This is a genomic window from Flavobacterium sp. FG68 (assembly GCF_057808895.1).
Genome location: NZ_JBMDIY010000001.1, coordinates 109,332 through 122,851 on the forward strand (window position 1 = coordinate 109,332; position 13,520 = coordinate 122,851).

Genomic DNA, 13,520 nt, shown 5'->3' on the forward strand with positions numbered 1-13,520 from the left:
AAGTAGTTTTAAACTACTTTTTTCTTTTTAAACGTTCATTGAAATTTGGGAAATTTCAAAAATTCCAAAAAAGAAAATCCAAAATCCAAAAATTAAGAAATCAATATTGATTTAATTGGAGTTTGGAATTTAAAAATTGAAATTTAACTTTCCCTCCCGGGTTCAATACCTGTTAAAATATTGTTTAATCCATCTGTAGATAAGATTTTAGATCTTAGATTTTAGATTTTAGATTTTTTTAAATCTATGCTCTTCTCTCTATACTCTATTTTCTGAAAAAACAGATAAAAATTTACAGTGTGAATAAAGAATTAATCATTAGATCTAGTTCTGAAGCCGTAGATTTTGCCTTATTAAAAGATGGAAAACTAATTGAATTACACAAAGAAGAAGAGAAAAGCAACTTTCAGGTTGGTGATATTTTTATTGCCAAAATCAGAAAACCAGTTGCCGGACTTAATGCTGCTTTTGTAAATGTAGGCTTCGAAAAAGATGCCTTTTTACATTATCACGATTTAGGTCCAAACTTAGCTTCTCAGCTGAAATTCATAAAACTTGTAAGCGCAGGTAAAATAAAAGATTTCTCCCTAAAAACCTTTCAGTTTGAAAAAGAGATTGACAAAGATGGCATCATTACTGATATTTTAAGTGCCAATCAATCTGTTTTAGTTCAAGTAGTTAAAGAACCTATATCGACCAAAGGCCCAAGAATAAGTGCTGAGCTTTCTCTTGCCGGAAGATTTATTGTTCTAGTTCCTTTTTCTGATCGTGTTTCTATTTCTCAAAAAATAGAAGACAAAAAAGAAAAGGATCGTCTAAAAAAACTTGTTCTATCGATCAAACCAAAAGGATTTGGTGTTATTGTTCGTACAGTAGCCGAAGGCAAAAACGTAGCCGAATTAGAAAAAGATTTGCAGAACCTGCTTGGCAGATGGTCTGCAATGTGTAAAAAATTACCAACTGCTCATCATCCATCAAAAGTATTAGGAGAGCTTAACAGAGCTTCTTCAATATTAAGAGATGTATTTAATGATACCTTCAGCGGTATTCAAATAGATGATGAAGAGTTGTTCCACCAAACGAAGGAATATCTGCAAGAAATTGCACCTTCGAAACAATCGATTGTTAAGTTTTATCAATCAAATGACACTCCAATTTTTGAGAAATACAATATAGAGAGACAAATCAAAACTTCTTTTGGCAGAACCGTTTCTATGAGTAAAGGGGCTTACCTTATCATCGAACACACTGAAGCTCTTCACGTTATAGACGTAAACAGCGGAAACCGTTCGAATAAAGCAACCAACCAGGAAGACACCGCCATGGAAGTAAATATGATTGCCGCAGCAGAAATCGCCAGACAACTTCGTCTGAGAGATATGGGCGGAATTATCGTAGTTGATTTTATCGATATGTCTAATCCAGAAAACAGGAAAGTTTTGTTCGACTTCTTGCGAGAAGAAATGAGCGACGATAAAGCAAAGCATAAAATATTACCGCCGAGTAAATTTGGTTTAGTCCAAATTACAAGACAGCGAGTAAGACCAGAAGTTAATATAAAAACTAGAGAAGAAGATCCAAATAAAGTTAATGGTGAAATTGAAGCGCCAATATTAATAATTGACAAGATCACCTCTGACTTAGAAAGACTTTTAAAAACCCACAATAAAGTTGTGCTTAATACACATCCGTTTGTGGCTGCATACCTCAGCAAAGGTTTTCCATCATTACGTTCAAAATGGTTTTTTGAACATAAGAAATGGGTGAAAATCATACCTCGTGACGCTTACACGTACTTAGAATACCATTTCTATGATAAAAAAGGAAATGTTATTTCAGAATAAAAATCAAAACCGCCCCGATGCATCGGGGCGGTTTTTTTGTGTCTTTTTTTGCCACGAATTACACGAATTTGCACGAATTAATTTGTGTCAATTCGTGTAATTCGTGGCGGAAATTTAGGTTCAAAAAGTATATTTAAAAAGTTATTTTGAATACAAAAGTGTCACCCTGAGCGAAGTCGAAGGGCGCTCCAATTGGCACGTGGGCTTCGACTTCGCTCAGCCTGACATACAATGCCTTTCATCTTTTATAAAGAAGCAAATTTTGGAATTTGGAATTTAAAAATTTGAATTTCCTTTAAAATTTTATTCCCTCACAATCTCGATTTTCCTTCTAATTTCATTTCCAGATGCATCTACAACCGTAATATAATGTATTCCTGTTGTTGGCATAATTGGCAGTTCATGAAATGTTTTTGTGGTGGCTTTATAAACATCATCTACATACCAAAATAATTCCTTATCCCTTTCAGAATAAGCTACTTTTAAAATTACAGGCTGTACTTTACTGTTAAAGTCTTTAGTTAGGTAAATTTTGCTGTTTGCTTTTGGATAAATAAAATCCATTGTTTTGGTTTGTGTTCCCTCACATCCTTCTTTAAATGGCGGTAAAGGTAAATATTCTATATGCTGACTTTTGTAATACCAAGCCATTACCGGAGGCAGTACAAACCAGTTTTTAGTTACAATATTTTCAATGCTTTCGCAGCTGCTGTTTACCTGAAATTGTTCTGTTTTATCTAAATGAATGGTTTTATGATACGGACAAACTGCTGTAGATTTTCCTTTTTTAGAAACCCATTGTTTAATTTTCGGACAGTTTTCTTTTGCCAGATATCCGCTTAAACGACAAACCTCAACTTCTTCTAAATCTTTATACGGAATATCAAACCATCTTTGTCTTGGCAGTAAATTAAAAACGTCGAATAAAATTGGGGCAGCACTTGTAACTCCGGTTAAAGTCGGCCTTCCTTCTCCGGTTGCATTTCCAATCCAAATTCCCACTACATATCTTGAATTTGTTCCAATAGCCCACGCATCACGATTTCCGAAACTTGTTCCTGTTTTCCAGGCAATTTTTAACGAGCTGTCATAAAACTTCCAGGCTTCATCTCCTTCCGGCCTGTTCACTTCTTCCATCGCGTTATACGTTAACCAAATTGATCCCGCACCCAAAATATTCTTTTGATTCGTTTCTGAACCAAAATCGGGCTTAAATTCATTTTTATAATTTAGCTCTGTGAATTCGTTTGTTCGGTATTTTCCGTTGTTTTTAGTGTAATAATTAACCGTGGAAGAAAGATTTGCATACGTTCGGCATAAATCCCACAAATTACTTTCGGCACCGCCTAAAATAAGCGACAAACCATAATGATCAGGAGTTTTATTGATGTCTTTTAGTTTGAATTTTTGCAATTCTTCATAAAACTTGTTTACTGTAAATTCCTGAAGCATTAAAACTGCCGGAATATTCAACGAACGTGACAAAGCACGATGCGCCGGAACAGCGCCGTCAAAAGTAAGATTGAAATTTTGCGGTGTATAACCTGAAATCTGCGTTGGAATATCAGCCACTAAAGTATTTGGCAATAATTCTCCGTCGTCAAGCATTGCGCCGTATAAAAGCGGTTTTAAAATACTTCCCGTACTTCTTGGGGCATCGATTATATCAACATCTTTTTGATGATCTTTATCCGTTGGAGAATTTCCAACATAACTCATTACATTTCTGTTTTGAACATCAATTACTAAAATTGCCAGATTATGAACTTCATTCTGTTTATACTGGTTGTAATAATATCTTGCAATTTGATTTACACGATTTTGCAAGGCATGATCGATCGTAGTTTTTACTCGTGTTCCTTCTTCACTTTTTGCCACTCTTTGCAATAAATGCGGCGCAATTTGAGGCAGATCATAAGGTTTTTGAGGCAAAGGTTCTTCTATCGAAAGTTCGTACGTCTGCTTGTCAATTATTCCTTCCTGATGCAGTTTCAGTAAAAGTCGGTTTCGTTTGTTTAGTAATTTTATCTGGTTTTTTCCCGGATAAATTAAACTTGGCGCATTTGGTAAAACGGCTAAAACCGCATTTTCTGCCCATGATAATTGATTGGATTGTACGCCAAAATAACGCCAAGAAGCCATTTCTAGCCCTACTACATTTCCTCCAAATGGCGCATGAGCGGCATACATTTCAAGGATTTCATTTTTAGAATATCCCAATTCTAATCGGGTTGCGAGAATAATTTCAACAAATTTTTCAAAATAGGTTCTGTTTTTTCCTTTTCGGGATAATCGGATAACTTGCTGTGTTAAAGTACTTCCACCTCTAACTACTTTACCCGCTTTTCGGTTTTGTTTAAAAGCATTAACCATTGCTCCCGGATTAAATCCCGGATGTTTGTAGAAATACTCGTCTTCAAAATAAACAATACACTTTTTGAATTTATCAGGAACGCTGTCCTGCGCCGGAAAACGCCATTGTCCGTCGCGGGCAATTTTAGCTCCAAGTAATTCTCCTTCTTTACTTTCAATAACGGTTGAATACGGTTCTTTGAATAAAGTTCGGGGAAGGGAAAAATAGTAAATCAGCAAAAGCACAAATGCAATTGCTGATTTTATTTTATTTCTTTTAATCCAGTTTATGATGCGTTGGAAAAACGCTATAAGTTTATTTTTCAAGACTAATTTATTTAACCGCAAAGACGCTAGGTTATCGCAAAGTTCGCAAATTTTTTTTCTCGCAGATTTAGGAGATTCGCAGATTTAGGAGATTCGCAGATTTTATTTTATCAGCTGGATCTGCTAAATCTGCGGGAAACTTTCTTTTACTGCAAAGTTCGCAAAGCTTTTTTGCCCACGGATTTTACAGATGAAACGGGTTTTCGCAGCGTAATTTAAAAAACATCTGTGTCAATCCGTTTCATCCGTAAAATCCGTGGGCCATAAATTTACTTCACAACCTCAACCCAGAATCCTTTTGTTCTTGCCAGGAATGTATTGTCGTACATGGCTTCGCATTGTAATCCAGGTAAATAATAATTTCCTAGATACGATGCGTTTAACAGAATTCTGAAAACTTTCGTTTCTCTGGATTTCATTCCGAAGTAGAAATTAGTTCTGTCGTCACGAATATCAATATAATCGGCAATATTATTTACTGCGTCCCCATAATCTGTGAAACGTGTGTTTACAATTTCGAATCCAGAAGGCAGAATTTGCGATAAAGCTACATTTTGAACACTTTCATTTCTTTGGTTTTTAATGGTAACCTCAGCAATAAATTCTGTCCCCTGACTAATTCTTGAAACATCTATAGTACTTCCTTTTCTGTTTTTGAAAACAATACTTGCCGAAACATCACTTTGAACAGCATTTTCATTTCCGATTGGTAAAATTCCCGTATTCAATACGCGAACATAAACCGTATTATTTTTAAGGTTTTTTAATGTGATGCTATTTGTTCCGCTCGCGGCAGACAAACTACGATCTGCAATTGTTTTTTGCGTATTGATCGTTTCTCCTTTACCGTTTTTGCTAAACTGAATATTGATTCCTTTTGGACCGTTACTTATCGCAAATTTCGACATTGAATACAAGCAATAAGCCGTTGTCTGCGTACTCATCCATTGATTTGCTGACATTTCTTTGGCTAATTTTGTTGCCGTGGCAAATGCTTTTTGTTTTTGATCTAAAAGAAGCAGTGTTTCTAAAGCCATTGCTCTGTTTCTTTCGTCTGAACCATAATAGTAATAATTATAGTTGTCTGAACCGTCAATACTCGTTTGAAGCAGTAAATTCTGTCCTGCCGATTTTTGTCCGGCTAAAACATAAGCAGCGGCCAAACGAAGTTTACTTTCATTCGAAATTGATTTTGTTTCACGCAGTCTGTTCATTGACGATAAATCGGCATTTCCTGCTAACGCTAAAGTGTATAATCTATAAGACTGAGCGAGATCGTTGCCGTATTTTGGTTCAAAACGCCATTGTTTCGCTTCTTTCTGTTGATAAGACAACCATTTTGATTTGAAATTTATCGGCAATACATAACCTTTTTTCTCCGCCTCAATCAAGAAATGTCCAGCGTATGAAGTTCCCCAATCGTCTGCAATTGTACCTCCTTGCCAGTAAGGTAATCCACCGTTTGATAACTGGAAGTTTCCTAATCTCTGGATTCCTGCTGCAATGTTTTTTTGTATAATTTCTTTTCGTTTGGCATCAATATCAGCAACATCACTTAAAAATAATTGCGGAAAAACTGACGATGTTGTCTGCTCGACACAACCATGTGGATATTGAATTAAATATTGCAGTCTTCCGTTCAAATTCATCGATGGCATTGACGAAACTTCTAATCTTGCTTTATTGCTTCCGGCAACACCAAACGTTTTCCACGAAAGTGTTTTGGTACTGTTTGGAGTTAAAACAACATCAGTAAAAGTACTCGTAACCGGATTTGGGTTTGTCATATCGATTTCAACATCGTAAGATGATTTCTCATTTCCTGATGTTGCAATAACCTGCACTTTTGCAATTCCGGTTGCAGAACCTACAACCAAATTGAAATACGCCATTTTTTCGTCTGGCTGTGCAAAACTTAGCTTTTGAACAGCACTTCCCACAACTTTCAATCCGTTGCTTGTTTTTATTTGAACAGAAACATTTTTGATTTTATTTTCAGTTGCAAAAATGGTAACCGGAATCGTTACTTTTTCGGATGGCGAAATTTTTCTCGGTAATGAAGCCAAAACCATCAGCGGACTTCTAACCGGAGTTGCTTTTTCTACACTTCCGTATGCACTTGTCGCAGCGTCGCCGGCAACAACCATTGTTCTAACAGATCCAATATATTTAGGCAGTTTTAATTGGTGTGATTTTGTTTCTCCTTTTTCTAATTTAAAAGGTCCATAATATAATACAACTGGTTTAAAACGGTTTGCTTTTTTAGCTTTTCCACCGCCCAAATCCTGATCTCCTCCAATACTGAAAATCTGGTTTATTTTTCCGCCGTAAGCGCCAATTACATCATCATAAACGTCCCATGTTTTTACCCCCAAAGCTTCACGAACATAGAAACTATCCCACGCATTTGGCGTTTTAAAACGGGTTAAATCCAGCAATCCTTCATCGACAACTGCAATTGTATACGTCATTTCTTTTCCTGATTTCTCCCCTACTTTAACCGTAAATGGCTGTTCTGGTTTTAATACATCAGGCATATTAATGGTTGGTGCCAAAATCGTGTTTTTATCCACTACTTCAATCGGAACAATTCCGTACATACGAATTGGCGAATCATTTTTAGTCGAAGCGTGCGGTTGTAATAACGTGATATTAAAATACACATTTGGTGCCATTGCTCCTGTAATTGGAACTTCTACTTTTGTTTCTCCATTTTTGGTTTCCGCCCAAAGTGTTTGTACAACGCGAGAACCATTTTCTATAGAAATCAATGCACGCCCGCCTTCACTTGAAGGGAAAGATATTTGTGCTTTTTCTCCAACAGCATAATTCTTTTTATCAGTAGAAAAAACTAACATATTAGCTGTAGAAGCATCTCTGTTTCTGGTTTTTCCAGACCAGATTGGCCAGTCGATATTTACGGTTAAAGCTGTAGCATGGCCGTCGTTTGGATCTTCAACTCTAATTAAATAACGTCCCCATTCTTCATCGGTTAAAGCAAATTGAAAACTTCCTCTTCCGCTTGAATCGGTATTAATTACCACAGATTTATAAGATGTTGTTGAGTTCGATGAATTATAATTCGATAAATTATCGCTTGAAGAATCCCACCACCATCTCCAATCTACTTTGTAAATTCTTACTTCAAGATTTCGAACTGCTTTTGGTCTTCCGTTTTCATCAACCGTAACCACTTCAAAGCGATTATTCGTTCTGGTTTCAAGCATGTTATATTTGTTCAATTCAGGCGATTTTACCCCAACATAGGTTTTATATGGAGAATACGTTGTCGAAATAACATCGGTACTAAAATCACCGCCTTCTTCATACACTTTTGTAATGAATGAAGCGCGAAGCATTCCCGGCGCCTGACCTTGTAATCTTGGCTGAATATTTACAGATGCTTTTCCGCTTTCGTTTAATTTACCTGAAAAAACATTGATTTCTTCGGTACTAAATTGACGAACCATATCATCAAAGCTATATTTTTCATATCCTTTAAAAGTTGTGGTTTGCTGCGAGAATTTTGCCTGCATTTCTACATTTAAATTCTTAGCAATTGCGCCGTGAAGCCATGTTACTTCCAGATTATCTGTATTTGGATAAGATGATGAAAGCGTTTTTCTTGTAAATGTATTTTTGATTTTTAAACGATTTGGTTTGATCGTTTCTATTTTAATGCTCTTATAAAATTTAGCTCCGCCAACGCTTACCATGGCTTCCCAATTTCCTGTTGGCGCATCCTGATTTGTTGGAACTATAAAGGCATAATGATTTAAATCGTTTGTTTTTTGAACGGTTTGATAAACTGTTTTTCCATTCGGATCATTTAATCTGAATTTTATCGGATGCGATTTCGGAAGTTTGTTCGCAGCATCATTTAAAATAAAAGACAAATACAAATTATCCCCCGGACGCCACACGCCTCTTTCTCCGTAAATAAATCCTTTTAAACCTTTTTGTAAAGTCTCTCCGGCAACATCAAAATTACTGACAGATAACGAAAGTCCGTCATCCAATTTTACATACGTCGATTGATCACCTAAAGTAACAATTGCAAAATAGGCGAATTTATCCAGCTGGAAAGAAGCAATTCCTTCGCTGCTTGTTGCTTGCGTCGAAATTTTTTGCTGTTGAAAATTGTACAAATCAACTCTCGCGTTCGAAACTGGTTCGGTCGTTACAATATTATTTACAGCAAATAAATACGATTTATTCTCTCCTCTTTTAGCAATAACTCCTAAATCTGAAGCCAGAATATTAGTTGCAATTTTCGCATTATAATAATACGATCCAGAGCAAGGATCCTGACTTTCTCTCCATTCGTAATCATCGTAATAATAATCGTCGTATGAGTTTCCGCTGTAGTTTACATCATTTTCGTCAACTTCTTCTTCCTCTGTTTCATCCTGATCTCCATCTGATGTTTCACATTTATAAAGCGCGTATTTCTTTTTATATTCAAACTCAACTCTATAAATCGCTCCCGGTTCTGGTTTTATAATTTTAGATAAATCTAAGGCATACGTATTCCATTTCGTGAGATTTACGAGCGTACTTTCTCTTAAATTAAGTGTGGTTTTTGCAATAGGCTGCGCTACTTTTTTAAGGTTTTGTGCGCCGTTTAATTCGTTGTATTGAAGAAACTGCAGAATATTGTTTTTGTAAATTTTATAAACCTTTACATCAACGGCACTTAAATTTACGGCTTCAAAATTCAGTTTTAAATTGTTTGAACTTGGCAGAATTGTTCCGTTTTTAACGAAACGCACGCTTGGTTTTATCTGATCAAAAGAGATTTTTTCAGAATAGTTCGCTTCCATTTTTTTGCCGTACTGGCTTTCAATTCCCTGAAAAACTTCCAAAAGTAATTCTCCAGTAATCACTTGTTCCGGCTCTTCATCTGGAACAACTTCTACTATATCTTCTACCGGAGCTTCAACAACTGCAGCGGCAGAATCGACAGCAACTGCTGCAGAATCAACGGTAACTTCGGCCGTTTCTTCCTCAACAACAACTGGAGCTGGTTCCTCTTTTTTAGGAGCGTTTTGGTTTGTAAAATATACTTTTAATAGATTCCCTTGTGTAGAAAACTTTAAGTTATTGGTGTTCTGAATCGAAACCAATCCGGCAAAATCCTGTCCTTTTTCTAAAGGTTCAGAAAAATTAATTGAAACCGATTGATTGCTTCCGTCCGGAACTTCAACTTTTATAATTTTAAATTCGTTTATACTTGTAATTGGGAAATCGATTTGTCCTTTTTGATCAATATCAAAATCATTTCCGTCATATATAATTTCCAAATTTGAAGCTTCAGAAAAACGCTGAATACTGTCGATTATAAAACGAAATTCTTTTGCAGGACCAGTCGTTTTTTCAAATTTAATTTTAAGATTGTTTCCTTTTTGTTTGGCTTCAACCAACTTTTGAGCTGTTTCAAGATCAATTTTATCTGCTGTTTTTAAAACGCAGTTTAAATATTGATATTCTTTACTGTACGATTGAATATCGCCGGTATTTATGGTAAAATCCTGCTTAACTGTTTTAACCGTAAAGTTGAATTTAGAAAGCTCTTTTTCCTTTTCTTTTGGAATTGCTGTCAGTTTATCTAAGTTTAAAGTAACCTGATATTCTGTTCCCGGATTTAATTTTTTCTCAGGAATAAAAGCAATTGTATTTGTAGAAAGTGCTACTACTTTTCCGTGAACGTTTGGTGAAATATCAAACAAATCGTCGTCTAATTCCTGATTGGGTTTCCAATCATTTTTGTCGAAAGCCAAAACGACTCGGATATCAGAATCGGAGGAAACGATTCCGCTGGTAAAGCTGGTTATGTACTCTTTAAATAATGAAAAATCGGAGTTGAAATCTGCAGCCGATTTTCTGCCGCAGGATTGAAAAATAAAAAACACAAAAAATACGAGAACTAAACCTTTTGCTTTCACTTTTATTTAGAGTTAATGGTTAACAAGTTAGTAATTTAACATGATCTGCTGTTTAAAGTCTTAACAGCAAAACGCAAATTAAATTACAATAAAAGTAAAGTATTTTTTGATTCTTTAAGAAGAAAATTCTTTAGTAATAATTATTTAACTTTTGTTGAAGTTTGCAAGTTATTGCAGCATTGATTAAGAGCATCAAACCTTAAAGTTCTGTTCCTAATTTTGACAAAACCTTATTTAATTCGGCAAAATGCTTTTCTGAATTTGATGCATAAAACATTTGATTTCCACTCATAATAATAATTACATCATCAGGACAATTTCCGTAAAAGTTTATTCCATCAAGCCATTGTTTAAAACCAACTCCTTTATCAGCAAAATTCTCTTTAATAAAATCTAATTCCTTCTGCTCTAATTCAAAAAAGGTATTGCATGGAAATTGTAATGCAAAACCAGCTTGCAGAAAAGCCATTGCAGTAAAAAAATCGGATAATTTTTCTGTTTCTAAGTTCCACTCTTTTTCATCAGAACTCATATAAACAGGCGGATCAGGTTTCAACAAATCGTCTTTATGTATTCCCCAAACACAAGCTTTTTGATTTTCAGAATAAAAAATCAAATAGTCATCATGCTTATAATATTGAAAACGCTCTGGTACAATTAGTAAATCCTGTGTATGATTTAAATTTTGAATTTTACCTAGTTCTGTATAATAATCCACAAAAACCTGGGGAAGTTTCCCAAAAATATTTTCAATAGTTTGAACTTCATCAGAAATAAAACCAAAAGGTTCTGTAATATGAAATAGTTTTTTTATTATTGAAAAATCAGTCATAACTTATCGCTTATCAAAATATTCAAAAGGATTTTATTTACGTCTTTCCAGAAAAAAACGCTTCATCAAATCTGCAGCCTCATTAGCCATTACACCAGAAACCACAGTTGTTTTTGGATGCAGTTTTGTTCCCATAGTTATAAAACCTCTCTGCTCGTCGCGCGCACCAAAAACGATTTTCGAAATCTGGCTCCAGTACAAAGCACCCGCACACATTTGGCAAGGTTCAAGCGTTACATAAAGTGTGCAGTCTTTTAAATATTTTCCGCCAAGGAAATTCGCAGCGGCGGTTATGGACTGCATTTCAGCATGAGCGGTAACGTCATTAAGTAATTCTGTCAAATTATGGCTTCTTGCAATTACTTTATCGGCTACAACAATAATGGCCCCAACAGGAATTTCGCCTTTAGCAAAAGCTTCTTCGGCTTCCTGCAAAGCTTTTTTCATGAAATATTCGTCGGTAAAAGGGTTTTCCATAATTGCAAAAATAGGATTTTAGAACTTATTTTTTATTACATTTATTTTTTGATATTTGAATATGGAAGAAAAACATAAAATAACGATTCCAAAACCTTGTGGTGAAAACTGGAACAAAATGACGCCAAACGAAAATGGCCGGTTTTGTTTGAGCTGTTCTAAAACGGTTGTTGATTTTACTTCCATGCTTCCTGATGAAATTCAGCATTTTTTCATTCAAAATCAAAACGAAAGAATTTGCGGAAAATTTAAAAACGAGCAATTAGATTCTATTACAATTCAAATTCCAAGTCGGGTTTTATATACGCAGACGAAGTACCATAAAATGTTTTTGCTGGCTTTGTTTGTTACAATGGGGACTACTTTATTTAGCTGTCAGGATAAAAATGAGAAGAAACAAAAAATTGATAAAGTAGAAATTGTTGAGAATGATACAATATCTGCTACTACATTGGGTATGCCTGTCGTTCCCGATGATCATCAAATAAAAACCGAAGACATAACTATTAATTATGATGATATTTTTAGTCCAATAAGTTTAGATGTCATACCTGAGCCAAAAAATGGAATGAAAAAGTTTTATGCCTTTGTTAACGATAATTATGTTATCCCCAATAAAACAGAAAAATATACCGGAAAAATATATGTCTCGTTTGTAATAGAAAAAGATGGAAGTTTAAGTACTTTCAAAATATTACGTGATGCCGGAACCGGAACTGGCGAAGAAGCTATTAGAGTTTTAAAAATGTCCCCAAAATGGAATCCGGGAAAATTAAACAATCATGCCGTTAGAACATCTTTGAACTTACCAATTTCTTTTAAGCAATAAATAATGAATAGAAAACATAAAATCACAATTCCTGAACCATGTCATGAAGACTGGAACAAAATGACTCCAGATGGAAATGGTCGTTTCTGTTTAAGCTGCTCTAAAACTGTTGTTGATTTTACAGCAATGCTTCCTGATGAAATTCAGCATTTTTTCATTCAAAATCAAAATAATAAAATTTGCGGAAGATTTAGAAAATCGCAATTAGATTCTGTTACAATTCAAATTCCAAGTCGAATTTTGTATGCACAGACTAATTACTATAAAATGTTTTTATTGGCATTATTTGTGGCAATGGGAACAACTTTGTTTAGCTGTGCAGATAAAGAAGGAAATAAGAAAAAAATTGATAAAGTTGAAGTTGTAAAAGATACCGTTGCTAAAGAAAGAATTATGGTTGGAGACATTCCAATTAATCCGAATGATCCTCATCATAACCCTTTACCACCACCTCCTCCGCCTCCAAAAGTTGATCACGTGAAATTTGAAAAAAATCCTGTAAATAATACTAAAAAAGAAAAAGCTGCAAAGCTAAATTGTAAAAAAGCTGTGGAAGTCGAAGACGAAAGTTTATTTACTACTGGTGCGGTTATGGAGACAAATGCAGAATTTCCTGGTGGAATTGAGCAATTTTACACATTTTTTGCAAAAGAATTTAAAAAACCAGAAGACTCAAATATTGGAAAAGCGAAAATAATTCTTGCGTTTGCTGTAGAAAAAAACGGTTCTGTATCTTATCTTCAATCTCAACCTGCTGTCGACCAGCCTTTAGAAAAAGAACTTATCCGAGTTTTAAGTTTATGTCCAAAATGGCAGCCGGGAGAATCAAATGGAAAAAAAATCAAGATGCAATATTCTGTACCAATTTTATTGAAATAGCGCTCAGCGAAAAAATTAAATTTAAAACCGTAAAT

7 protein-coding genes are annotated in these 13,520 nt (G+C 34.9%); 3 read left to right on the top strand and 4 right to left on the bottom strand.

All coding sequences use genetic code 11. The features are described 5' to 3' along the window. Positions 1 to 299: 299 nt before the first annotated feature. Positions 300 to 1,844, top strand: a complete 1,545-nt coding sequence (locus ACODSB_RS00515; RefSeq protein WP_053470125.1) for an Rne/Rng family ribonuclease — start codon at positions 300 to 302, stop codon at positions 1,842 to 1,844. 303 nt (positions 1,845 to 2,147) lie between these two features. Here ACODSB_RS00515 and pbpC read toward each other — a convergent pair whose 3' ends face one another. The 4 genes from pbpC to ACODSB_RS00535 all read right to left on the bottom strand — a co-directional run bounded on the left by pbpC (position 2,148) and on the right by ACODSB_RS00535 (position 11,777). Next, positions 2,148 to 4,523, bottom strand: coding sequence for a penicillin-binding protein 1C (gene pbpC, locus ACODSB_RS00520; RefSeq protein ID WP_488935621.1), 2,376 nt, complete (start codon positions 4,521 to 4,523; stop codon positions 2,148 to 2,150). A gap of 269 nt (positions 4,524 to 4,792) precedes the next feature. Next, entirely contained in the window at positions 4,793 to 10,468 is a 5,676-nt protein-coding gene (locus tag ACODSB_RS00525; protein WP_488935622.1) for an alpha-2-macroglobulin family protein, read from the bottom strand. Between the two features lie 199 nt (positions 10,469 to 10,667). Next, on the bottom strand, positions 10,668 to 11,300 hold the full coding sequence (locus ACODSB_RS00530; RefSeq protein ID WP_488935623.1) for a hypothetical protein: 633 nt from the start codon (positions 11,298 to 11,300) through the stop codon (positions 10,668 to 10,670). A 33-nt stretch (positions 11,301 to 11,333) separates the two neighbouring features. After that, the gene (locus ACODSB_RS00535; protein ID WP_056207927.1) at positions 11,334 to 11,777 is read right to left on the bottom strand and encodes a nucleoside deaminase; all 444 of its coding nucleotides are present in this window, start codon (positions 11,775 to 11,777) and stop codon (positions 11,334 to 11,336) included. A 61-nt stretch (positions 11,778 to 11,838) separates the two neighbouring features. On the opposite strand from ACODSB_RS00535, the gene ACODSB_RS00540 reads away from it, so the two are divergent. Both ACODSB_RS00540 and ACODSB_RS00545 read left to right on the top strand, forming a co-directional pair. After that, positions 11,839 to 12,606, top strand: a complete 768-nt coding sequence (locus ACODSB_RS00540; RefSeq protein WP_488935624.1) for an energy transducer TonB — start codon at positions 11,839 to 11,841, stop codon at positions 12,604 to 12,606. A gap of 3 nt (positions 12,607 to 12,609) precedes the next feature. Next, the gene (locus ACODSB_RS00545; RefSeq protein ID WP_488935625.1) at positions 12,610 to 13,485 is read left to right on the top strand and encodes a hypothetical protein; all 876 of its coding nucleotides are present in this window, start codon (positions 12,610 to 12,612) and stop codon (positions 13,483 to 13,485) included. The last annotated feature ends 35 nt before the right edge of the window (positions 13,486 to 13,520 follow it).